Origin of the sequence: Paraburkholderia phenoliruptrix (assembly GCF_047325075.1) — a bacterium.
Taxonomy (GTDB): domain Bacteria; phylum Pseudomonadota; class Gammaproteobacteria; order Burkholderiales; family Burkholderiaceae; genus Paraburkholderia; species Paraburkholderia phenoliruptrix.
Map to the genome: position 1 here is coordinate 206,392 of NZ_CP168530.1, position 23,472 is coordinate 229,863.

A 23,472-nucleotide genomic window follows, 5' to 3' on the forward strand; every position below is an offset into this window, starting at 1 on the left:
TGCGGCGAGCGGTGCGCCATCAACGCTGGTTCAAAGACGGTGCGAGGTTCCGCCGCGGCCTCAATCAATGATCGAGCACGCGATGCAGAAACTGCCGCGTGCGCTCGTTCTGCGGATTCACGAAGATCTGCTCCGGCGCGCCCTGCTCCGCGATCACGCCTTTATCCATGAACACGACGCGGTCGGCGGTCTTGCGCGCGAAGCCCATTTCGTGTGTGACGACGACCATCGTCATCCCGTCGCGCGCCAGTCCGCGCATCACTTCCGTCACTTCGCCGACGAGTTCCGGGTCGAGCGCGGACGTAGCTTCGTCGAAGAACATGATGCCCGGCTCGACGGCGAGCGCTCTTGCAATGGCCACGCGCTGCTGCTGGCCGCCGGAGAGCTGGCTCGGATAGTGTTCCGCGCGATCGGCCAGACCGACTCTGTCGAGCGCCTCCATGCCTCGCTTGCGCGCGTCGGCAGCACTCATCTTGCGAGCCTTGATCAATGCGAGCGTCACGTTGCCGAGCGCGGTCTTGTGCGGAAACAGATTGAACTGCTGGAACACCATGCCGACGTGTCCGCGAATTTCCTTCGCACGGCGCGCATCGTGAAGCGGGACGTCGTTGACCCACACCTCGCCGGCGTCGGCGGTTTCGAGGCCGCTCATGATGCGCAGCACCGTGCTCTTGCCGGAGCCCGACGCGCCGATCAGCACGAGCACTTCGCCCGGCCGCACGTCGAGATCGATTTCCTTCAGCACTTGAGTAGCGCCAAATGATTTGCCGACGCGGGTGAGTTTGATGATCGGCTTCGACGTAGTGACAGTGGTCATGACAGCAGGCTCCTTCTTCGGTCATGGTGGCGCACCCACTGCGACAGTGGAAAGCACACGATGAAATAAAGCACGGCAACGAGTCCATAAATCTCGACCGGTTTGCCGACCCGGTCGACAATGGCCTGCCCGCCGTGCATCAATTCCGACATGCCGATCATGCTGACAATCGACGTGTCCTTGATCAGCGACAGGTACTGGCCGATAAGCGGCGGCATCACGATCTTGCCGGTCTGCGGCAGGATCACGGAGAAGAACGTCTGCGTCTTGCTGAGGCCGAGAATCTGCGAGACTTCCCATTGGCCTTTCGGCACCGCCTCGATACCCGAGCGGAACACCTCTGCGATATAGGCGCCCTGATAGACGCTCAAACCGACGACGCCCGCTGCGAACACGTCGATTGCATAGCCGAAATACGACACGCCGAAGTAGATGAACATCAGCGTGATGAGCACCGGCGTGCCGCGAAAGAGTTCGGTATAAAGCCGCGCCAAGGTCGGCGTGCCCCACGGCCCAAATGACCGCAGCACGGCCGCAAGCAGGCCGATCAGTGTTCCGCCGACGATCGCCGCCGCCGACAGTAGCAGTGTTGCCAGCAGTCCCTGAAACAGGATCGCGAGGCTCGTCATCAACAATTCGCTCGACATGTTCAATCTCCGGTTTCGGCGCTCAGGTGCGGTCGGCCTGGCGTGCGACAAGGAAGAGCCGCCGCGTGCGTTTTTTCACCTCGAGCGGCGGATGAAACATGCGCGCCCCAATCTGGCCTGCGACCCACGAAAGCACGTTGCTGAGGAACAGATAGGCGATCAGCGTGATGGTGAACGTCTGGATATAGAGCAGCGTGCGCGCGTTGATGACCGTTGCGGTTCCGCTCAATTCAGGCAGCGCAATCGCCGACAACAACGACGTGCCCAGCAGCAACTGGATCAGGTTATTGACGATTGCCGGATAAACCGCACGCGCGGCCTGCGGCAACACGACTTCCATAAAAATCTGCGAGCGCTCGAGACCTAGAATGGACGCTGCCTCGACTTGCCCGCGCGGTACCGACTGGATGCCCGCGCGAAACACCTCGGCCAGATAGGCGCCGACATTCACACCCAACGCAATCACACCCGCTGTGTAAGCATTGAGCGTGACGCCGAGCGACGGCAAACCGAAGAACACGATAAAAATCTGCAACAGCACCGGCGTATTGCGGATCGCCTCGATATAAACACTCGCCATGCCGCGCAGCAGCCTCACGCGGGACGCACTCGCCAATGCGGTGAGCAAGCCGAGCAGCATCGCGAGGACGAAGGCCAGCAGCGTAACCTGAAGCGTCAGCCACGACGCGCGAACGAAATCGTTCAGATAACCCGCGAGGGTGACCCATTCATAGCTCATGGTTCCTCCGTCCGTCGCGCATCACGGCGCGTGCATGCAGTTAGTACTGCGGATTAAGCGGAAAACGCGGCTCGGCACCGAACCACTTTTTGTAAAGCTGCGCGTTCTGCTTCGACGCGTTGATGTTGAAGAGGAACAGGTTCAGGTAATTGAGCCACACCTGGTCGCCCGCCTTCACGCCGAAGGCGTTGTATTCGAGGGGAACCAGCGCCTCATTCGTGACAGTGAGATCCGGATCGAGCGACGCCTGATACGCGAGGAAGTTGTTGTCCTCGATCATTGCGTCAGCCTGGCCCTGCTTGACTGCGAGGATCGCCGCCTGCGAGCTGTCGAATTCCTGAATCTTCACCTGCATGTTCAGCGAACGCACTTCGTCGCCGTTCGTCGAACCCTTGACGGTCGCAATGGTGCGATTGGCCATGTCGTTGATCGATTTGATACCGCTGCTCTTCTTGACCAGCAGCGCCTCGCTCGCCACCACGTAGGGATTGGTGAACGCAATTTCCTTCGCGCGTTCCAGGTTGCGCGTGAAGTTGCAGAACACCACGTCGACCTTGCTGGTCTGCAGGTTCGGGATGCGGTTCGCGCTCGTCGTATTCACGACTTCGAGCTTGACGCCCATCTGCTTGGCCAGTTCTTTCGCGAGATCGACGTCGTAACCGTCAGGCTGGCCGTCCTTGTTGTAGAAGCCGAACGGCGCGAACGTGAGACAGTCGCCGACTCGCAGCGTGCCGCGCTGCAAGACCTGCTTGAGCGTCGAATCCGTGCCGGCGCTCTGCTCCGGCTGCGCCACCTTGGTACAGCCCACGAGCGCGAGCAACGCCGCCACGGCGAACAAAGAGGCGAATTTTGTGCTTTCCCTGACAAATCTCATTTTCGATCCCAATCTGGTGATGGAGCTTCGTGCGTGGAAGGAACGACAATCAGCATGGCCTGCGCGGCATGCACGGTCTCACGGACGGAAGCAATTGCGCGGTGGAGCCCGACTGTCTGATATATCGGACTTGTGTCCGATGCAGCAGATAGCGCCCAGTGTTTCATGGGAAAAAAATGATGGCAATGGGGTATACACCGTCGGAGGCGGTCGGTGAAGCTGACGGTGCGGGACGGCCGGAGACGGCCTGACCGTGCTGGCAGCGCCTCGGTTACTCGCGCGAGCCGAGGCGGCGGTGCCTCATCCGCGCGCGCCGCAGAGGGCCGCGGGCGCGGTCACGGTCGGTGACGAGGTGGAGGTGAGCTGAAGCGTGAGACGGACGAAGCTGGCGCTCCGGTGCGACTTGGCGCCAAGCCGGCGACAGGCAGCGTTGCTGCCTCTCCAGGGAAGCATGCGTCGGTTGGCGCATGCCGGCTGGAAGGAACTGCCGATGAAAACCGCGCGCATGTCTTGATGCACGCCCTCGCGGACACGCGCGACCGATCGCATCGGTCGCGCGCAATCCCATCGCCCGGCTTGCTCAGTGGTCGAGCTGCTGAATGCCGGCGAGTCGCCAGGCGTCACCGCCGCGCGCGCTGCGGACCATGCTCCACACTTCCTGGAACGGCTGGGCGGTCGGCGCATCGTCTTCGCGCATCTGGCCGTAGAAGCGCACGCTGACGAATGTTTCATCCGCCGTGCTTTCCACGCCGAGCACTTCGGCCTCCAGTTGCGGCACCTCGGTGCGATTCGGCTGGCTGCCGCGGTCTTCCAGGTCGCGCTTGAGCTGCGCGAACATCTCGGGCGTGGTCAGCTCGAACAGGTCGCCTTGCTCGTTGCGGTCCCAGGCCGCCTGAAGACGCATGAACAGGCTTTTCGCCGACGCGACCAGCTCCGCCTGGTCGAGCCCGAGCGGCTGCACCGGCGCATTGAATGTACCCGCTGCGCCCGCCGCGCCCGTCGGATTGGTCGCAGCGCGCTGCGTGCCGAAGAAGTGACTGTCGGACTGCGCGTGACCCGTCTGGTTCATGAACGGCGAGCCGTTGCCCTGCGAGCGGTTCGCGGTACCGTGACCATAAGCCAGGTCCGGACGACGCCGATTCGCGATAAAGCGGAACAGCATCACGCCGGCCATGACGACGAGGCCGATCAGCAGCAGGTTCGACAGCATTTGCGCGAGCCCGGCGCCGAGGCCGAGCGACGACAGCAGTGCGGCAATGCCGAAGCCGGCAGCAAGACCGGCGAGGGGGCCGAGCCAGCGGTTGCGCGCGGGTGCGGCGGCCGGCGCCTGCGCGGCCTGCTGCGTCGGCTGAGCTTGTTGGCTGCGCTGCGCGGGCGCGGATGGCGACGCCATCTGCGACTGTCGCCCGATGCTCTGGCTGCCGCCCACGCGCTTCGCTTCGGCGTCGTTGGCCGAGAGCGCACCGAGCGCGAGCACTGCCGCGAGACCGAGTGCCGCCGTACCGCGCGTCAACCTGCTGGCGACACGCCGGAACTGAGTGATGGCTTGGGTATGCATATCAACCTCTCCGTATGAATCAGGGCGCCCGCCGCGCGCGTCATGTTTCGCGCGCGAATGCCTTACGGACGGTAATTTTCTTCGGTCATCGACGCTGCCGCTGGTCTGCCGGCCAATTTCAATGTCCGACCTGTGAGCCTTCAATCTAGCCGAACTCTCGACGACGGAAAATTCGTATTTTTATTGCTGATCCTTCGTAAAAACCGTAACGTTGATGAATCGACGGAGGACGCGTGAATTTCAAGCATCTCTATTACTTCTGGGTCGCGGCGCACGCGGGCGGGATTGTGCGCGCGGGCGAGCAACTGCACGTCACGCCGCAAACGCTGAGCGGTCAGATCAAGCTGCTTGAGGAAGCGCTGGATAAAAAGCTCTTCAAAAAGAGCGGCCGCACGCTCGAACTCACCGATGCCGGGCGGCTCGCGCTCGACTACGCGGACGAGATTTTTTCCCTCGGCTCAGAACTGGAAAGCGCAGTGCGCCGGGAGCAGGAGGTCGGCACGCAATCGCGGTTTCGCGTGGGTATTGCCGACTCGGTGCCGAAGGCGATTGCGTACCGGCTGCTGGAGCCTGCGCTGAGCGCGCCGGTTTCACTGCGCGTGATCTGCCACGAGGGCAAGCTGCACGCGCTGCTCGCACAACTGGCGGTGCATCGCCTCGACCTGATCATCGCGGATGCGCCCATTCCCGCGGACGTCAACATCAAGGCGTTCAATCACCGGCTCGGCCGTTCCACGCTGAGCTGCTTCGGCGCGGCGTCGCTGCTGCAGGGCGTGCGCAAGCGCTTCCCGATGTCGCTCGGGCAGTTGCCGCTGCTGTTGCCGGGCACCGAGTCGGCGGTGCGCCGCAAGCTGGACCACTGGCTCGCGTCGCGCGCCATTTCACCGCGCATCGTCGGCGAATTCGACGACAGTGCGATGGCGCTTGCGTTCGGCCGCGAAGGACGCGGCCTGCTGTTCGCGCCGACCGTGCTGGAAAATCAGCTCCACGCAGAGCACAAACTGACGACCGTCGGCCAGATCAACACGATTGTTGAGGAGTTCTTCGCAATCTCGATCGAACGGCGCATCAGCCATCCGGCTGTGGCGATGATCATCGACGCCGCGCGCAGCGAACTCTTCAACGCGTAGCCCGTTGTGCTTCGCTTCACAGGCGAAAAAAAGCCACTCGCAAGGAGTGGCTTTCAGATATTTGGTGGGCCTCCCGTGAGTCGAACACGGCACCAACGGATTATGCTAACCAGCTACGGCTTTCGCCGCCCCTTTCGGGTTTGTGGTCTGGACTGTCTCTTGTCTTTACGACCTGCCCGTTCAGTCTCTACACGTTCTCTCGAAGAGAGCTTCGCTCGGGATTGCCACGCTGCATGACAGCAGAGGTTTCCCCGAATTTGAGCAGTTCTACCAGGGGGCAGAGCTAACTTACCCCAAGGCAACCCATTCATGACTCACCATGCCGAGCCGCATGGTTTAGGTGAGTCTTTGCTAAGTCCGCTGCTCTAACCAGGCATGAGCTAGAGGCCCTGAGAACTTGAGATTTTACCGTATCTCAACACGATTAATTCAAGACGATCAGCGAAAGGACCTGCGCAGAGCGGACCGCTTCGCCGAGTGGCCGCCATACTACACGAAAAAGGGGCCTCCGCAACCGCTTCGCCTTCTTGGCGAAACGGCCGGAGGCCCCTTTGAATCGCTGCCGGCGGACGCTGCTTCACGTGCCGCCGAAAGCGCTCGGGTTACCGCACCGATCAGTTCCCTTCGAGGAACGACTTCAGCTTGTCCGAGCGGCTCGGATGACGCAGCTTGCGCAGCGCCTTCGCCTCGATCTGGCGGATCCGCTCACGCGTCACGTCAAACTGCTTGCCGACTTCTTCAAGCGTGTGATCGGTGCTCATTTCGATACCGAAGCGCATGCGCAACACCTTCGCTTCGCGCGGCGTCAACGAATCGAGCACGTCCTTCACGACGTCGCGCATGCTCGCGTGCAACGCGGCGTCTGCGGGCGCCACCGTATTCGTGTCTTCGATGAAGTCGCCGAGATGCGAATCGTCGTCGTCGCCGATCGGCGTTTCCATGGAGATCGGCTCCTTCGCGATCTTCATGATCTTGCGGATCTTGTCTTCCGGCATTTCCATCTTCTCGGCGAGCGTGGCCGGATCCGGCTCAAGGCCGGTTTCCTGCAGAATCTGACGCGAGATGCGGTTCATCTTGTTGATCGTTTCGATCATGTGAACCGGAATACGGATGGTGCGCGCCTGGTCCGCGATCGAACGCGTAATGGCCTGGCGGATCCACCACGTTGCATACGTGGAGAACTTGTAGCCGCGACGGTATTCGAACTTGTCCACCGCCTTCATCAGGCCGATGTTGCCTTCCTGAATCAGGTCGAGGAACTGCAGACCGCGGTTCGTGTACTTCTTCGCAATCGAAATCACGAGACGCAGGTTCGCCTCGGTCATTTCGCGCTTGGCCTGACGCGCCTTCAGTTCGCCGGCCGCCATCTGACGGTTGGTTTCCTTCAGGTCCTTCAGCGGCAGCACCACGCGCGCCTGCAAATCCAGCAGACGCTGTTGCTGCTCGCGAATGGCCGGAATGTTCCGCGTGAGGATCGCGCTGTACGAATGACCTTCGGCGACGATCTTGTCGGCCCACTCCAGGTCCGTTTCGCTACCCGGAAAACGCGCGATGAATTCCGCGCGCGGCATGCCGCACTTGTCGACCACCGTATGCAGAATCTGACGCTCGACCTGACGCACTTCGTCCACTTGCGCACGCAGCGTGTCGCACAGACGCTCGACGGTGCGCGCGGTGAAGCGAATGGTCATCAGCTCGTTCTGGATGGTTTCCTGCGCCTTCAGATACGACTTGGACTTGTAGCCTTCCTTCTCGAACGCGCGACGCATCTTGTCGAACCATTCGCTGATCAGGGCGAATTTTTCGAGGGACGCACGCTTGAGCGCTTCCATTTGCGCCGCGTTGGCCGTGGCCTGCGCCGTGCCGTCGTCTTCTTCCTCGTCCTCTTCGTCCTCTTCCTCTTCTTCCTCGTCTTCGCTTTCGATCGCTTCCGCTTCCTGCACGGAGAAGCCGTCGGCGTCTTCCGCGTCGGCGTCGATCAGCCCGTCGACCAGTTCGTCGATGCGGATTTCCTCGTTCGCGACGCGCTCGGCCATGGCCAGAATGTCGGCGATCGTGGTCGGGCACGCGGAGATGGCCATGACCATGTGCTTCAGGCCGTCTTCAATCCGCTTGGCGATTTCGATTTCGCCTTCGCGCGTGAGCAGCTCGACCGTGCCCATTTCGCGCATGTACATGCGCACCGGGTCGGTCGTGCGGCCGAATTCGGAGTCGACGGTGGACAGCGCGACTTCGGCTTCCTCTTCCACTTCGTCGTCGGACGAAGCGGCGGGCGCGTTGTCGTTCAGCAGCAGCGTTTCGGCGTCCGGGGCCTGCTCGTAGACCGCCACGCCCATGTCGTTGAACGTGCTGATAATGCCTTCGATCGCCTCGGTCTCGGTAAAGTTGTCCGGCAGGTGATCGTTGATTTCAGCGTACGTGAGGAAGCCGCGCTCCTTGCCGAGCTTGATGAGCGCGCGGAGTTTCGAACGGCGCTCCTCGAGTTCCTCGACCGTGCCGGGCTGCGACGACGAAAACGCGTCTTTCAGCAGCGCCTTTTCCTTGGCGCGACGGTCGCGTGCCCTGGCCTTTTCCACTTTGCCGGAAGCGGCCACAGGGGTTTCTTCGCTCTGGGTTGCGTCGTCATCGACGGGTACTTCATTCAGCTTTTTCGTCATGGAGTTCGCCGTACCGGCTGTAGTCTCGACTCGCGGCTGGTGGACAACAGCCGGTTGAACCGTGGATACTGGAGTCTCGCGCACTGCCGCATCGTCCTGCGCGACAGCCGCTTCCCTTGCGCTTCTGACACCCGGCCGCCTCTCAGCCGGAGGTGGTACGGCTTGCGCCGACTTCTCCACCGCCTTTGCCACTCCTGTTGGCGCCGCTCGCGCGGCCGAAGTGGTCGAGGACTTCTTCCCGGCAGCCGGGGTAACGCTGGCAGCAGACGCTTTCCGGGCGGAAGAAACTAACTTGGCCGAGGTGACCTTTCCGGTCTGCTCCGTGGAGCGTGGGCCTGTTTTGCTCTTTCCGCCTGTCGTCTTTGCCATCGCATCGCCTTTTCGCCTTTGCTAGGAAAACCCTTTGAAAAACAAACCGCTGGAAACCTTTTATTATACCACTCAGGTTTCTGCGCCTCCGTCTACAAGCCGAGCTGGCGCTTCATGTCAGCCCGCTTCCGATTGAGCTCCGCGAGTTCCGCGAACTCCTCCGGCGTGTGCCGGGATTGCCGCGAAAGCTGCTCGAGACGATCGCAATAAGCGTCATAACGCATCTTCAGAATCGCCGCTTTCAGTTCCTCTCCGACAATCCTTTCCTGCTCGCGCCGCTCCTCGATGACGGTCGCATCTTCCGGGTCCTTCAGCAACAAATCCCGGACATTTTCATCATAGTCCAGAATTTTGCGAAAGATTTCCTCGAAAGTTGGGGCGTTTGCCCCGTTTCGCAATAGGTCGGAGAGCAACTGGAACTCCGCCGACTCGCCAAGTGCGCGCGCGTGCGTGGTCACTTCCTCGAACAGTTCGCCGTGCCGCGTCACGGTGAGGAGCGCCTGTTCCGCTTCTTCGTCCAGCACGGCGACGGTGCGCGGATACATCACAAGATTGCGCAGCGTCTTTTCCTCGATGCCGGTCACGCTGCGCCGGTCCTTGCGCGCCGGGGCCGAGCGCGCGGCCGCCGCAATGCGCGCATCGACCTCGCAGAGCGCGGCCACCTCGTCAAACGGCACGTCGAGCCGGTCGGCGAACATATGCATGATCTGCGCGCGCAGTGCGTTGGCCGGTAGCGCCTGCAAGAGCGGCTTGGCGTCGAACAGCGCGCGGGCCTTGCCTTCCGGCTGGTCCAGCTCCTTGCCGGCGAGCACCTCGTTCAGCATGAACTGCGACAGCGGCATGGCGCGCTCGACCTGCTCGGCGAACGCCTCGGTGCCGAATTCGCGCACGTAGCTGTCCGGGTCGTGCTCCGCGGGCAGAAACAGGAAGCGGATGGTCCGGTTGTCCGCCGCGTGCGGCAAACAGGCGTCCAACGCGCGCCGCGCGGCGCGCCGGCCGGCCGAGTCGCCGTCGAAACTGAAAATGACCGTGTCGGTCTGGCGCATCAGTTTCTGCACATGGACCGGCGTGCAGGCCGTGCCGAGCGTGGCGACCGCGTTCTGGAACCCCAATTGGGCCAGCGCGACCACGTCCATATAGCCTTCGACGACGAGCACGTAGCCCTGTTCCCGAATCGCGAGCCGCGCCTCGAAGAGCCCGTACAGTTCGCTGCCTTTGTTAAATAGCGGCGTTTCCGGCGAATTCAAATACTTCGGCTCGCCGCCGTCCAGCACGCGGCCGCCGAAGCCGATGACCTGTCCCTTTACGTTGCGTATCGGGAACATGATCCGCTCGCGAAAGCGGTCGTAGCGGCGGTTCTGGCCCTGCCCGTCCGATTTTTCGCTGACGATCACAAGACCTGATTCGACCAGCGAGTCGTCCCGATAGTTCGGAAAAGCGGCCTCGAGGTTCTGCCAGCCGTCGGGCGCGTAGCCGAGGCCGAAACGCGCCGCGATCTCGCCGGTCAGGCCGCGTTTTTTCAGGTACTGGATCGCGACCGGCGCGCCGCGCAGCTGCTTGCGATAGTAGTCGCAGGCCGTCTGCATCACGTCGGAGAGCGCCGTGGTGACCGCCTTCGAAGCCGCCGGGGAATAGCCGCCGACTCCTCCGCCTCCATAGCCGGGCGAAGGCTCGTTCGGCACCGTCAGGCCGACTGACTGCGCGAGTTCGTTGACGGCCTCGGGGAATGACGCGCCGACGTGTTCCATCAGGAAGCCGATCGCCGTCCCATGGGCGCCGCAGCCGAAGCAGTGATAGAACTGCTTGGTCGGACTCACCGTGAACGACGGGCTTTTCTCGTTATGGAACGGGCAGAGCCCCATGAAGTTCGCGCCGCCCTTCTTCAACTGCACATACCGGCCCACCACGTCGACGATATCGACGCGGTTGAGCAGGTCCTGCAGGAATGACGGAGGAATCACGGTAAATGACGCTGCCTGAAGGACTCAACGCCGCGCGCCGCCGTCTATGGCGGGCACGCGGACCAGACGGACGAATCGCGCGCTATTTGGCGAGCGCGGCTTTGACCTGCGCGGAAACCGCCGTCATGTCGGCGCGACCGGCGAGTTTCGGCTTCAGCACGCCCATCACCTTGCCCATGTCCTGCGGACCGGCGGCGCCGGTTTGCGCGACGGCGGCCTGCACCTCGGCCAAGATTTCCGCCTCCGACATCTGCTCGGGCATATACGTGGAAAGAATCGCCAGCTCGGCCTTTTCCTTGTCCGCGAGATCCATGCGGCCCGCGCCTTCGAACTGGCTGATCGAGTCCTTGCGCTGCTTGATCATCTTGTCGACGACGGCGGTCACCGCGGCGTCGTCGAGGGTGACGCGCTCGTCGACTTCACGTTGCTTGATCGCGGCGAGCAAGAGCCGGATCGTGCCAAGACGCTCAGTCTCGCGTGCGCGCATGGCGGCTTTCATATCGTCGTTGATCCGGTCTTTGAGGCTCATCACTCACCTGAATGCGTTGAAAGTTGAGAACCGGCCGCGTCGGCCCACACATCAGCATGCGCATGAACACAAACACCCGCTTGGGACGGCTTCCTCAAGCGGGTTGGCGCAATATGCGTAGTGGATGCGACCCTGCCGGCTGGTCTGAAGAGACCGTGTTTTCGGTGACAGTACCCGTTGTACCGTCACCGGTTGGATGCCGCTGCCCGTTGGCCCGGAACGGCGGCAACACCAGAATTAGTAGAACTTCTTTGGCAGCATCTGACTGCGCAGACGCTTGAAATGACGCTTGACCGCGGCTGCCTTCTTGCGCTTGCGCTCAGCTGTAGGCTTTTCGTAAAACTCGCGCGCACGAAGTTCAGTCAGCAAGCCGTTTTTCTCCATGGTGCGCTTGAAACGGCGCATGGCGACTTCAAACGGCTCGTTGTCTTTTACGCGGATGGTCGTCATTTTTCAATAACGGAACTTTGTAAAGGTTCAGGAGTATAGCAGAGCTTTTACACAAAGCCACCGCGCCGTCAAGCCCCACGAACATACTCGGCGGCGGCCTGGCCGGCCGCCACGCCCGACGCCCAGGCCCACTGAAAATTGTAGCCGCCGAGCCAGCCGGTCACGTCCACCGCCTCGCCGATAAAGTACAGGCCCGGCGCGCGGGCGCTCATCATGGTCGCCGACGAAAGATCGCGCGTGTCCACGCCGCCGCGCGTCACTTCGGCCTTGCGGTAGCCTTCCGTGCCGTTCGGCGTGAGCGTCCAGCGCGACAGCGCCTCGCCGATACGCCGCAGCGACTTGTCCGGCAGATCGGCGACGCGCGCCTCCGCGGGAATCTGGTGGGTCTCGAGCCACACGTGCGCGAGCCGCTGCGGCACCCATTCCGACAACAGATTCGCGATCTGCCGGCGCGTTCCGGTCTTCGCTTCGAGCAGCGCGGCAGCGGCGTCCCGGTTCGGCAGCAAATCGATGTGAATCGGCTCGCCCGGCTGCCAGTAGCTCGATATCTGCAACACGCCGGGCCCGGACAGGCCGCGGTGGGTGAGCAGCAGATCTTCTTCGAATTCGGCGCCGGTCTTTTTGTTGCCGGTCGCGATCCGCACCTCCAGCGACACACCCGAGAGCGCCGAAAAGGGCTCCCAGTCGGCGGCGGCAAACGTCAGCGGGACGAGCGCCGGGCGCGTGTCGATCAGCTTGTGGCCGAACTGCTTCGCGAGACGGAACGCGAAATCCGTCGCGCCGATTTTCGGAATCGACAAGCCGCCGGTGGCCACGACGAGCGCCCGCGCCGCAATCGCACCGGCGTTCGTGTCGAGCGTAAAGCGGCCTTCCGCGTCCTGCCTCACCTCCTGGACGGACAACGGCGTGCGCCAGGCGACGCGCCCCGCGTCGCACTCGTTCTTCAGCACATTGATGACCGCGTCGCTCGATTCGTTGCAAAACAGCTGCCCCTTGTGCTTCTCATGCCAGGTCACATGATGGCGCTTGAGCAAGGCCATGAAGTCGCGCGGCGTGTAGCGGGCGAGCGCCGAGCGGCAAAAATGCGGATTCGCCGACAAATAATTGCCGGGCCCCGCATACAGATTCGTGAAGTTGCAGCGGCCGCCGCCGGAAATGCGGATCTTTTCCGCGAGACGCTGCGAGTGATCGATCAGCACCACGCGCCGGCCCAATTGCCCGGCCACCGCCGCGCACATCATGCCGGCCGCGCCTGCGCCGATCACCGCGATATCGAAGGATTCCATGGGGCCGCATTGTACCTGCGCGTCTGCGAGGGCTTGGCCGCGCTGCTATACTTTCAGGCTTATCTTTTTGCGTTTTCGGGCTGCTCGGCAGAGCCTGCCAAACCCATCTCACATGCTCGTTCTCGGCATCGAAAGCTCCTGCGACGAAACCGGCCTCGCGCTCTACGACACGGAGCGTGGCCTGCTCGCGCACGCGCTGCATTCGCAGATCGCCATGCACCGCGAGTACGGCGGCGTCGTGCCCGAACTGGCCTCGCGCGACCATATCCGGCGCGCGCTGCCCTTGCTCGAAGAGGTGATGCAGCGCGCGGGCGCCGCACGCGGCGACATCGACGCCATTGCCTATACGCAAGGCCCGGGGCTCGCGGGCGCGCTGCTGGTCGGCGCGAGCGTGGCGAATTCGCTCGCCATGGCGTGGGACAAGCCGACCATCGGCATCCATCATCTGGAAGGGCACTTGCTGTCGCCGCTGCTCGTCAACGAGCCACCGCCGTTTCCGTTCGTGGCGCTGCTGGTGTCGGGCGGCCATACGCAGCTCATGCGCGTAACCGACGTGGGCGTGTACGAAACGCTCGGCGAAACGCTCGACGACGCCGCCGGCGAAGCTTTCGACAAAACCGCCAAGCTGCTCGGCCTCGGCTATCCGGGCGGGCCGGAAGTTTCGCGCATGGCGGAGTTCGGCACGCCGGGCGCGGTGGTCCTGCCGCGGCCCATGCTGCATTCCGGCGACCTCGATTTCAGCTTCAGCGGCCTGAAGACCGCCGTGCTCACGCACGCCAAAAAGCTCGGCGGCGCCAACATCTGCGAGCAGGCGAAGGCGGATCTGGCACGCGGTTTCGTCGACGCCGCCGTCGACGTGCTGGCCACGAAGTCGCTGGCCGCGCTCAAGCGCACGAAGCTGAACCGGCTCGTGGTCGCGGGCGGTGTGGGCGCGAACCGGCAATTGCGCGAGGCGCTTTCGGCGGCGGCGCACAAGCGCAACTTCTATGTGCACTACCCCGATCTGTCGCTGTGCACGGACAACGGCGCCATGATCGCGCTAGCCGGCGCATTGCGGCTGCAGCGTTGGCCCGAGCAATCGGGCAAAGACTACGCTTTTACGGTTAAGCCGCGCTGGGATCTGACGTCGCTTGCGCGCTAGGCGTCGGATTAGGCGTCGGATTACGCGCCACGATCTGACAGCCGAACATACAAAAGCCGCTCGAAAGAGCGGCTTTTTCATGAGGTCATTCTGACGTTCGAGATCGGATCTGTCGCTGCAGAGAACCGACTGCCGGCTTCAGACCACGCGCTTGTCACGCTCGATCACGGCATAGGCGCTGTGATTGTGGATCGACTCGAAGTTTTCCGCTTCCAGCACATACGCGACGATCCGCTCGTCCGCATTCAGACGCTGTGCGACGTCGCGCACCAGGTCCTCCACGAATTTCGGATTTTCGTAGGCGCGCTCGGTCACGAACTTCTCATCCGGACGCTTGAGCAGGCCCCACAGTTCGCACGACGCTTCTTCCTCGGCGATACGGATCAGGTCTTCCACCGCGATCTCGCCCGCCAGTTCCGCGTTGATGGTGACGTGCGAGCGCTGGTTGTGCGCGCCGTACTGCGAAATCTTCTTCGAACACGGGCAGAGGCTCGTGACCGGCACCATCACTTTGAGGAACAGGCGCGTCGCGCCATTGCGCGTCTCGCCGCTCAGCGTGACTTCGTAGTCGAGCAGGCTTTGCACGCCCGACACGGGCGCCGTCTTGTTCACGAAGTAGGGGAACGACACTTCGATGCGGCCCGCCTCGGCCTCGAGTTTTTCGAGCATCGCCGCGAGCATCGCGCGGAAGGTGGCCGGTTCGAGCGGCGCCTTGTTTTCTTCGAGCAACGCAACGAAGCGCGACATGTGCGTGCCTTTCTGATCGGCAGGCAAATGCACGTCGAGATTCCACGTGCCGACCGTCGGCTGCACGTCGCCACTGGATGTACGCACCGTCAGCGGATGGCGCACCGCCTTGACGCCAACCCGCTGAATCGGAATCTGTCGGGTATCGGGCGTGCTTTGCACGTCGGGCATCACAAAGGCGGGATTCATCTGATTCATGTTGTTGTCCTTTCAGGAAGACGCCGGCCCGCTCCCCAGTGGTTCGCTTCACGGGAGTTTCGTTGAAAGAGGAAACTTGCCCCGTTAGACGAACGCCCGATTGACGGCGTTCGCGAAGCGACGGGTTCGGGAGGCGCCAGTTGCCGCGCGAAGCAGAAATCGCAACGGCAAACGCCGGCCCCTGCCGGCGTTCCATGGTGGGCACAGCCCACCGGGTCACTTGTGATTTCCCTCGCCGCCCGCGCCGTTTATCGCGAGCCGCGCCGCGTGGCAGATCGAGGCGCTAACCGGTTGCTTAACCAGGAGGCTAAGCAACGTGCTTAAGCGACCCGCTTCACCGACGATTGACCGCCGACCGCACCGCTCGACAGAAAGCGCTCGCGAATCGACTTGGCGATGCCCGCGGCGTCCAGCCCGCATGCGGCAAGCAGCTTGGCCGGATCACCATGGTCGATGAAGCGGTCAGGGAGGCCCAATTGTAGTACGGGCCGCATAACCCCACTCTCGAGCAGGGCTTCGACGCATGCCGAGCCGGCGCCGCCCATCACGCAGCCTTCTTCGACAGTGACAATGGCGTCGTGCGTCTCTGCCAGTTCGCGCACGAGTTCGGCGTCGAGCGGCTTGACGAAACGCATGTTGGCCACCGTGGCGTCCAGCTGTTCAGCCGCGGCGAGTGACGGCGCGACCATCGTGCCGAACGCGAGGATCGCAATGCGCTTGCCCGCAGGCTGCGAGGTTTCGCGGCGCACTTCGCCCTTGCCGACCGGCAGCGCGGCCATTTGCTTGACCGTCGCGACGCCGGTCCCGGCGCCGCGCGGATAGCGAACCGCCGTCGGGCAAGACTGCTGCAGCGCCGTGTACAGCATCTGGCGAGACTCGTTTTCGTCCGACGGCACCATCACCATCATGTTCGGGATGCAGCGCATGAACGCGAGGTCGTACGCGCCCGCGTGCGTCGCGCCGTCCGCGCCGACCAGACCCGCACGGTCGATGGCGAACACCACCGGCAGGTTCTGCAGCGCGACGTCGTGAATCAGCTGGTCATAGGCGCGTTGCAGGAACGTGGAGTAGATCGCGACGACCGGCTTCATGCCCTCGGCGGCGAGGCCGCCCGCGAACGTAACCGCATGCTGCTCCGCGATGCCGACGTCGAAGTAGCGATCCGGGAAGCGCTTCTCGAACTCGACCATGCCCGAGCCTTCACGCATGGCCGGCGTGATGCCGACTACGCGCGAGTCCAGCTCGGCGGCGTCGCACAGCCACTCGCCGAACACCTGCGTGTAGGTTTTCTTCGACGGCGAGACAGCCGGCTTGATGCCCTCGGCCGGGTTGAACTTGCCCGGGCCGTGGTACAGCACCGGATCGGCCTCGGCAAGCTTGTAGCCCTGGCCCTTCTTCGTCACCACGTGCAGGAATTGCGGACCGCGCAGTTCCTTGATGTTCTGCAGCGTGGGAATGAGCGAATCCAGGTCGTGACCGTCGATCGGCCCGATGTAGTTGAAGCCGAATTCCTCGAACAGCGTAGCCGGCACGATCATGCCCTTCGCGTGCTCCTCCAGCTTGCGGGCCAGATCGAGCATGGGCGGAGCGACGCGCAGCACGCGCTCGACGCCCGCGCGCGCGGCCGCGTAGAAGCGGCCCGACATGAGCCGCGCCAGATGGCGGTTGAGCGCGCCGACCGGCGGCGAGATCGACATGTCGTTGTCGTTGAGGATGACGAGCAGCGGCACGTCGTCTTCGACGCCGGCGTTGTTCATCGCCTCGAAAGCCATGCCCGCCGTCATCGCACCGTCGCCGATCACCGCAATGCCCATGCGGTTGTCGCCCTGCAGCTTGCTCGCGATCGCCATGCCGAGCGCCGCCGAAATCGACGTGCTGGAGTGCGCCGTGCCGAACGTGTCGTATTCCGACTCGTCGCGCTTCGGAAAGCCCGAAATGCCGCCCAACTGACGCAGCGTGCTCATGCGGTCGCGGCGGCCGGTCAGGATCTTGTGCGGATACGTCTGATGGCCGACGTCCCACACGATGCGGTCGTGCGGCGTATCGAAGACGTAATGCAGAGCAATGGTCAACTCGACCGTGCCGAGGTTGGACGAGAGATGGCCGCCCGTCTGCGACACGCTGTCGAGCACAAAAGCGCGCAACTCGTCGGCAAGCGGTTGCAATTGGCGGCGATCGAGGCGGCGCAGGGCGGCCGGGTCGTCGATGGTTTTCAGCAAGTCGTACATCGTCGTTCCATTGTAGGAAAACTTACGCGCCCGCACTTCATACACGCGCCTTGTGGGGACGGCGCGCGGCGGCGGGCTTTCGCGTTCAGCTGACCCGGTTCACCACCAGGTCGGCCAATTCGGCCAGACGCTGCGCGCGCGCGCCGAACGGCGCGAGCGCAGCGTGCGCGTCGCTGCGCAACTGCGCGGCGAGCGCACGCGAAGCGTCGAGCCCAATAATCGACACGTAGGTCGGCTTGCCGTCCTTCGCGTCCTTGCCTGCTGTCTTGCCGAGCGTCGCGGAGTCGGTCGTGACGTCGAGAATGTCGTCGACGACCTGAAACGCGAGGCCGACCGCGGCCGAGTAAGCGTCGAGCGAACGCATGGCGTTCGCGTCCGGCGCTTCGCCCGCCAGCGCGCCCATGCGCACCGCGGCGCGCAGCAGCGCGCCGGTCTTCATGCGGTGCATGGTTTCGAGTTGCTCGCGCGTGAGTGTGTGGCCGACGCTCGCCAGGTCGATGGCCTGACCGCCGCACATGCCGATCGAACCGCTCGCAAGAGCCAGCTCGCGCACGAGCGCGGCCTGTTGCGCCGGCGCAAGAACGTCCGACGTCAGCGCGACGAATGCCTGCGATTGCAGCGCGTCGCCGACCAGCAGCGCCGTGGCTTCGTCATACTTGACGTGCACCGTGGGCTTGCCGCGACGCAGCGCGTCGTCGTCCATACAGGGCATGTCGTCGTGCACGAGCGAATACACGTGGATCATTTCGAGCGCCGCGGCGGCCGCGTCGAGGCACTCGGCGCGCGCACCGGTCAGCTCGCCTGCTGCATGGCACAGCAACGGGCGGACCCGCTTGCCGCCGCCCAGCACCGCGTAGCGCATGGCCTCGTGCAGTTTGGCGGGCTCGATAATTTCAGCCGGCAAATAATGTTCGAGTGCCGCTTCCACGCGCCCGAGCACCGAGCGCATCCATTGTTCGAATGTCATAGGTCGTCCCCGCTCTCAGTAGCGGCTGTTCCTGCTGTATTCACGGGCAAGGGCTTGAGCGTCTCGCCGTCGAGCACGCGCACCTGCTGCTCGACCTTCTCGAGCTGCTGCTGGCAAAACGCCACGAGAGCCGCGCCGCGCCGATAGGCGGAGAGCGACTCCTCGAGGCTCAGATTGCCGCTTTCCATGCGCGCGACGAGCCCTTCCAGCTCTGCCTGCGCCGCCTCGTAATTGTCGGGCAGGGGCGTGTTGTCGACGCCCTCGGCCGGGCCCGCAGCGGCATCGTTCGACGCGGTCTTCGCCATGAATGGTCGCAAAAATTAAAACAAGTCGGACATTCTACGGCAAAAGCGACAAATGGGATTTGCCAGCCCGCCTTCTGCCCGGTCGGCCGCCCGCGGGCGCCCCGCCAGTCTCGCAGAAAAAAATCGATCGGTCTGTGCCGAAAAGCCGAACTTTCCCGACATTTTTGACCCAAATCAGTGACTTAACCGCCCCAAGGAAGGGGAAACAGGTATAATCTCGGGCTCCCTAAATCGAATCTTCGATGGTTGGGTTGTTCACTGCTTTCACGTCTTCATCGGGAGTGGGAATGTCCAATCTGAGCAATGCATTGCAGTTGCGGTCTGTTCACAGCCAGCTGCCAGTCACGGCTTACTTTGACGAAGCGCTTCTAACGCGCGAAATCGAAACCCTTTTCAAGAAAGGTCCCCGTTACGTCGGGCACGATCTCATGGTGCCGGAGGTGGGGAATTATTTTGCCTTGCCGAGCGAGCGCGAGGGGCGGGTGCTCGTTCGCAACCAGCAATCGCAAGTCGAGCTGCTCTCCAACGTGTGCCGTCACCGCCAGGCCATCATGCTGAACGGCCGTGGCCATGCGGAGAATATCGTCTGCCCGCTGCATCGCTGGACGTACGACCTCAAAGGCGAACTTCTCGGCGCTCCGCATTTCGCGGACAACCCGTGCCTGAATCTCGGCGCCACCTCGCTGCAGAACTGGCAGGGGCTGCTGTTCGAAGCACAGGGCCGCAACGTCGCGCGCGATCTGGCCAACCTCGGCACCCGGCAACATTTCGACTTCTCGGGCTTCATGTTCGACCACGTCGAAGTGCACGAGTGCAACTACAACTGGAAGACCTTCATCGAGGTCTATCTGGAGGACTACCACGTCGCGCCGTTCCATCCGGGCCTCGGCAGCTTCGTCAATTGCGACGACCTCACGTGGGAATTCGGCGACTGGTACAGCGTGCAAACCGTCGGCGTGCACAAGGACCTGGAGCAGCCGGGCAGCCCCACGTACCGCAAATGGCATGACGAGGTGCTGCGCTTTCGCGGCGGCAATCCGCCCGAGTTCGGCGCGATCTGGATGGTGTACTACCCGGGCATCATGATCGAGTGGTATCCGCACGTGCTCGTCGTGTCATGGCTGCTTCCGCGCGGTCCGCAGAAAACCACCAACGTCGTGGAGTTCTATTACCCTGAAGAAATTGCGCTTTTCGAGCGCGAGTTCGTCGAAGCCGAGCGCGCCGCCTATATGGAAACGGCTCGCGAAGACGACGAAATCGCCGAGCGCATGGACGCGGGCCGCCGCGCGCTGATGGAACGCGGCGAGTCGCAGGTGGGTCCGTACCAGAGCCCGATGGAAGACGGCATGCAGCACTTTCACGAGTTTCTGCGGCGCGAGCTGGGCACCCTCTGAGGCGCCGCGCGCTCACGCAACTTCACTCGCGTTTGCATCAACATCGAAAGACGGGCTTCGGCCCGTCTTTTTTGTTTAGACTTACAAGGTAGGCCGGCCATCCGGCCGCGTCACGAGGCCGCCGGCAACCGGGCCGCCATCGCCCGCATCGAGGAGACGTCATGCCCCACACTCACTACACCACGTTGATCTCCGCGACGAACCTCGCGGAACGGCTCGCCGATGCGCCGGGCAGCGTGTTCGTCATCGACTGCCGTTTCGATCTGGCCGACCCTGAAGCCGGCGAAAAGGCCTATCTCGCCGGACATCTGCCCGGCGCGCATTATCTGCATCTCGACCGCGATCTGTCGGGGCCGAAGAACGGCAGCAACGGGCGTCATCCGTTGCCGGATCGCGCGCGGCTCGTCGAAACACTGGAGTCGCGCGGGCTGAAGCAAGGTCAGCAAGTCGTCGCCTATGACGCGCAAGGCGGCATGTACGCCGCGCGCGCCTGGTGGCTGCTGCGCTGGCTCGGCCACGACGCCGTGGCGCTGCTCGACGGCGGACTGCAGGCGTGGGAAGCCGCGGGCCAGCCGCTCACGCAGGATGTGCCGCCGCAAAACACCGGCGACTTCAAAGCAGGCGCCCCGCTTTCCGTCACCGTGGACGCGCAGATGGTCGAGCGCAATCTCGGCTCGAAAGAGCGCGTGGTCGTCGACGCGCGTGCCGCCGACCGCTACCGCGGCGAAAACGAGACCCTGGATCGCGTCGGCGGCCATATTCCGGGCGCGCTCAATCGCTTCTTCAAGGACAACCTCACTGCCGACGGCCGCTTCAAGCCGGCCCATACGCTGCGCGACGAGTTCCATGCGCTGCTCGGCGACACGGCACCGGAACACGTCGTTCTGCAATGCGGCTCAGGCGTGACGGCGTGCGTCAACGCGCTCGCCATGGAAGTGGCCGGGCTGCACGGCGCGGCGCTGTACGCCGGCTCGTGGAGCGAGTGGAGTTCGGATCCTAAGCGGCCCGTCGCGACTGGACCGAATCCGTAAAGCGTCGGACAGGTTCGCAAAAGAGAGAAGGCCGTTACCACCGACAGGCGGCAACGGCTTTTTTTTGCAGCGAGCAAGGCAAGTGAAGCGAGTGCAGCGCCCGCGAGCGGCTCACACGAGCGTCAAGCCACCCCGTGCTGCCTGAACCAGGCGAGCGCCCGGCGCCAGCCGTCCTCGGCATCGGCCTTTTTGTAGCTCGGCCGGTAGTCCGCAAAGAACGCGTGGCCCGCGTCGTCGTACACGACGAATTGCGAACCGCGCGCGACCTGCGGCCCTTGGGCAATGGCCTGCTTCATCTGTTCGAGCGATGCCTGCGGGATGCTCTGGTCCTGCAAGCCGTAAAGACCGAGCACCGGCGCATGAAGGTCGGCCACGCGATCGAGCGGATTGGCCGGGTTGGTGGCCGTGTTCTCGCCGGCCACGCGCCCATACCATGCAACCGCCGCCTTCAATTGCGGATTGTGCTCCGCGTACAGCCATGCGATGCGGCCGCCCCAGCAAAACCCGGTCACGCCGAGCCGCTCGAGGTCGCCGCCGTGCTCGCTGGCCCACGCCGCCGTGGCGTCGAGATCGGCCAGCGCCTGATCGTCCGGCACCTTGTTCAGAATCTGCTGGCTGATTTGCTGGATGGTGGGAAGCGCCATCGGATCGCCCTCGCGCACAAACAGGTTCGGCGCGATGGCGAGATAGCCGAGCTTGGCAAAGCGCCGGCACACGTCGGCGATATGCTCGTGCACGCCGAACGCCTCATGAACCACGAGAATCACTGGCAAACGCGTCTTGCCCTTGGGCTGCGCGCGGTAGGCCGGCACTAGCGTGCCGCCCGAGTGCACGGCGATCTCGCCGGCTTCGAGGCCTTCGCTGTCGGTATGAATGGTTTGCGCCGACACCGGCATCACAGCGGCCGCAAAACCGGTGCCGAGCGCGGCCTTGATGAAGGTTCGTCGATTGAAGGGAACGTGCGGGACCAGGCTGTCGACATCGGGGTTCAGCATGCAGGCGCTCCTCATTAGATGTAGAGGCAACAGGATACGCCTCGGGCGTCTCCTGTTGCAGATGCGGCCGGCAAGGCCGCAGCGCCGTCAGTGCAGCTTCACGCGCGGCAAGGTGGTGCGCCGCAGCCAGTGCGCGAACGTGTCGAGCACCATGCGCGCGTAGCCGTGCAGCGCGGCGATATGCAGGCGGTACAGCGACATGTACATGAACCGCGCAAAGAGCCCTTCAATCAGCATGTTGCCGCCGATCACCCCGCCCATGAGATTGCCGACCGCGCTGAAATGGCCGAGCGACACGAGCGAGCCGAAGTCGCGATACGTGAATTCCGGCAGCGGCCGGTTGTCGAGCCGGGCCGCCAGCGCCTTCAGCAGAAAGCTCGCCTGCTGGTGCGCGGCCTGGGCGCGCGGCGGCACGTTCTTCTCGTTGCCAGGCCACGGGCATGCCGCGCAGTCGCCGAGCGCGAACACGTTGTCGTCGATTTCGGTTTGCAGCGTGCGGCGCACGTTGAGCTGGCCGAGACGGTTGACCGGCAGGCCGTCGAGCTGGCTCAGGATAGCCGGCGCCCTGATGCCCGCGGCCCAGACCGTCAGATCGGCGCGCACGGTCTTGCCGCTCGCGGTGCGGATAATGCCGGGCGCGACTTCGGCGACCGTCTCGCTCGTCATCAGCTTCACGCCGAGCTTGGTGAGCAGCTCGGCCGTCGCCGTGGAAACGCGTTCCTGCAAAGCCGGCAGAATGCGCGGCCCCGCCTCGATCAGCACGATGCCCACGTCGTGCCGCGGATCGAGCTTGTGCAAACCATAGGCGGACAACACCTGCGCGGTGTTGCGCAATTCCGCGGAAAGCTCGACGCCCGTCGCGCCGCCGCCGACAATCGCCACCTGAATGCGCGGCTCCGACGAAGGCGACGTGCCCGGCCCCGATTCGACCGGCTCATGCGCCTGGTGCTCGGCCCGCATGCAAGCCGCGATCAGCCGCTTGCGAAAGCGCTCGGCCTGGCTGACGGTGTCGAGTGCCAAAGAGAATTCCGGCGCGCCCTTCACGCCGAAGAATGCCGTGGTGCTGCCGATCGCGATCACCAGCGTGTCGTACTCCAGCTGCCGCTCGGGCAGCAGTTCGGCGCCGTCGTCGTCGAGAACCGGGCCGAGCGTGAGGCGCCGGCTTGCACGGTCCAGCCCCGTCAGCTCGCCCTGCTGAAACTCGAAGCCGTGCCAGCGCGCTTGCGCCGCGTATTCGAGTTCCTGCGTGAACGGGTCCATGCTGCCGGCCGCCACTTCATGCAGCAAGGGCTTCCAGATATGAGTCGGATTGCGGTCGACGAGCGTAACCTGCGCCCGCGTCGCGCCCCGGCTCTTGTGACCATAGCGATCGCCCAGCCGGGTTGCCAGCTCCAGTCCCCCCGCGCCTCCGCCGACGACGATAAAACGATGCATTGAACTCTCCGTATT

20 protein-coding genes are annotated in these 23,472 nt (G+C 63.6%); 4 read left to right on the plus strand and 16 right to left on the minus strand.

Annotated elements, in window-relative coordinates; all coding sequences use genetic code 11:
• Window positions 1-64 precede the first annotated feature (64 nt).
• The 5 genes from ACEN8U_RS00955 to ACEN8U_RS00975 all read right to left on the minus strand — a co-directional run bounded on the left by ACEN8U_RS00955 (window position 65) and on the right by ACEN8U_RS00975 (window position 4,635).
• The gene (locus ACEN8U_RS00955; RefSeq protein WP_013591441.1) at window positions 65-817 is read right to left on the minus strand and encodes an amino acid ABC transporter ATP-binding protein; all 753 of its coding nucleotides are present in this window, start codon (window positions 815-817) and stop codon (window positions 65-67) included.
• Window positions 814-1,464, minus strand: coding sequence for an amino acid ABC transporter permease (locus ACEN8U_RS00960; RefSeq protein WP_310112079.1), 651 nt, complete (start codon window positions 1,462-1,464; stop codon window positions 814-816). The genes ACEN8U_RS00955 and ACEN8U_RS00960 overlap by 4 nt, the downstream gene beginning before the upstream one ends.
• Before the next feature lie 22 nt (window positions 1,465-1,486).
• Window positions 1,487-2,203, minus strand: a complete 717-nt coding sequence (locus tag ACEN8U_RS00965; RefSeq protein WP_310112081.1) for an amino acid ABC transporter permease — start codon at window positions 2,201-2,203, stop codon at window positions 1,487-1,489.
• A gap of 40 nt (window positions 2,204-2,243) precedes the next feature.
• Window positions 2,244-3,077 carry a transporter substrate-binding domain-containing protein gene (locus tag ACEN8U_RS00970; RefSeq protein WP_028362115.1) on the minus strand — a complete coding sequence of 278 codons (834 nt, stop codon included), beginning with the start codon at window positions 3,075-3,077 and terminating at the stop codon, window positions 2,244-2,246.
• A 580-nt stretch (window positions 3,078-3,657) separates the two neighbouring features.
• Entirely contained in the window at window positions 3,658-4,635 is a 978-nt protein-coding gene (locus tag ACEN8U_RS00975; RefSeq protein WP_310112083.1) for a Tim44 domain-containing protein, read from the minus strand.
• 233 nt (window positions 4,636-4,868) lie between these two features.
• On the opposite strand from ACEN8U_RS00975, the gene nhaR reads away from it, so the two are divergent.
• Entirely contained in the window at window positions 4,869-5,765 is an 897-nt protein-coding gene (nhaR, locus tag ACEN8U_RS00980; RefSeq protein WP_310112085.1) for a transcriptional activator NhaR, read from the plus strand.
• A gap of 614 nt (window positions 5,766-6,379) precedes the next feature.
• On the opposite strand, the gene rpoD is transcribed toward nhaR, so the two are convergent.
• The 5 genes from rpoD to ACEN8U_RS01005 form a co-directional block, all read right to left on the minus strand.
• Window positions 6,380-8,791, minus strand: a complete 2,412-nt coding sequence (rpoD, locus tag ACEN8U_RS00985) for an RNA polymerase sigma factor RpoD (RefSeq protein WP_081588258.1) — start codon at window positions 8,789-8,791, stop codon at window positions 6,380-6,382.
• Window positions 8,792-8,883: 92 nt separating this feature from the next.
• Window positions 8,884-10,752, minus strand: coding sequence for a DNA primase (gene dnaG / locus ACEN8U_RS00990; protein ID WP_310112088.1), 1,869 nt, complete (start codon window positions 10,750-10,752; stop codon window positions 8,884-8,886).
• Window positions 10,753-10,834: 82 nt separating this feature from the next.
• A complete protein-coding gene (locus ACEN8U_RS00995) occupies window positions 10,835-11,281 on the minus strand; it encodes a GatB/YqeY domain-containing protein (protein WP_310112090.1) in 447 nt (148 codons plus the stop codon).
• 237 nt (window positions 11,282-11,518) lie between these two features.
• Window positions 11,519-11,731 carry a 30S ribosomal protein S21 gene (gene rpsU / locus ACEN8U_RS01000; protein ID WP_013342001.1) on the minus strand — a complete coding sequence of 71 codons (213 nt, stop codon included), beginning with the start codon at window positions 11,729-11,731 and terminating at the stop codon, window positions 11,519-11,521.
• 68 nt (window positions 11,732-11,799) lie between these two features.
• A complete protein-coding gene (locus ACEN8U_RS01005) occupies window positions 11,800-13,017 on the minus strand; it encodes an NAD(P)/FAD-dependent oxidoreductase (protein ID WP_310112093.1) in 1,218 nt (405 codons plus the stop codon).
• A 112-nt stretch (window positions 13,018-13,129) separates the two neighbouring features.
• Here ACEN8U_RS01005 and tsaD point away from each other — a divergent pair, with 112 nt between their 5' ends.
• A complete protein-coding gene (gene tsaD, locus ACEN8U_RS01010; RefSeq protein ID WP_310112096.1) occupies window positions 13,130-14,158 on the plus strand; it encodes a tRNA (adenosine(37)-N6)-threonylcarbamoyltransferase complex transferase subunit TsaD in 1,029 nt (342 codons plus the stop codon).
• A 138-nt stretch (window positions 14,159-14,296) separates the two neighbouring features.
• Here the strand turns inward: tsaD and folE2 are convergent, their stop codons facing one another.
• From folE2 to ACEN8U_RS01030, 4 genes are all read right to left on the minus strand, one after another.
• Window positions 14,297-15,103, minus strand: a complete 807-nt coding sequence (gene folE2 / locus ACEN8U_RS01015; RefSeq protein WP_013591430.1) for a GTP cyclohydrolase FolE2 — start codon at window positions 15,101-15,103, stop codon at window positions 14,297-14,299.
• Between the two features lie 320 nt (window positions 15,104-15,423).
• The gene (dxs, locus tag ACEN8U_RS01020; RefSeq protein WP_014972786.1) at window positions 15,424-17,331 is read right to left on the minus strand and encodes a 1-deoxy-D-xylulose-5-phosphate synthase; all 1,908 of its coding nucleotides are present in this window, start codon (window positions 17,329-17,331) and stop codon (window positions 15,424-15,426) included.
• A gap of 85 nt (window positions 17,332-17,416) precedes the next feature.
• On the minus strand, window positions 17,417-18,298 hold the full coding sequence (locus ACEN8U_RS01025) for a farnesyl diphosphate synthase (protein WP_310112099.1): 882 nt from the start codon (window positions 18,296-18,298) through the stop codon (window positions 17,417-17,419).
• Window positions 18,295-18,603: an exodeoxyribonuclease VII small subunit gene (locus ACEN8U_RS01030; RefSeq protein WP_310112102.1), complete on the minus strand. Its 309-nt coding sequence runs from the start codon at window positions 18,601-18,603 to the stop codon at window positions 18,295-18,297. Before ACEN8U_RS01030 ends, ACEN8U_RS01025 begins: the two co-directional genes overlap by 4 nt.
• Window positions 18,604-18,890: 287 nt before the next feature.
• On the opposite strand from ACEN8U_RS01030, the gene ACEN8U_RS01035 reads away from it, so the two are divergent.
• Together ACEN8U_RS01035 and ACEN8U_RS01040 are read left to right on the plus strand one after the other, a co-directional pair.
• Window positions 18,891-19,997 carry an aromatic ring-hydroxylating dioxygenase subunit alpha gene (locus ACEN8U_RS01035; protein WP_310112107.1) on the plus strand — a complete coding sequence of 369 codons (1,107 nt, stop codon included), beginning with the start codon at window positions 18,891-18,893 and terminating at the stop codon, window positions 19,995-19,997.
• A 161-nt stretch (window positions 19,998-20,158) separates the two neighbouring features.
• A complete protein-coding gene (locus tag ACEN8U_RS01040) occupies window positions 20,159-21,028 on the plus strand; it encodes a sulfurtransferase (protein ID WP_310112110.1) in 870 nt (289 codons plus the stop codon).
• Window positions 21,029-21,150: 122 nt separating this feature from the next.
• Here the strand turns inward: ACEN8U_RS01040 and ACEN8U_RS01045 are convergent, their stop codons facing one another.
• Together ACEN8U_RS01045 and ACEN8U_RS01050 are read right to left on the minus strand one after the other, a co-directional pair.
• Complete coding sequence (locus tag ACEN8U_RS01045; RefSeq protein ID WP_310112113.1) at window positions 21,151-22,023, minus strand: dienelactone hydrolase family protein; 873 nt, start codon at window positions 22,021-22,023, stop codon at window positions 21,151-21,153.
• Window positions 22,024-22,110: 87 nt separating this feature from the next.
• Window positions 22,111-23,457 (minus strand): NAD(P)/FAD-dependent oxidoreductase, encoded by a 1,347-nt coding sequence (locus tag ACEN8U_RS01050; RefSeq protein WP_013591423.1) that lies wholly within the window; start codon window positions 23,455-23,457, stop codon window positions 22,111-22,113.
• Between the last annotated feature and the right edge of the window lie 15 nt (window positions 23,458-23,472).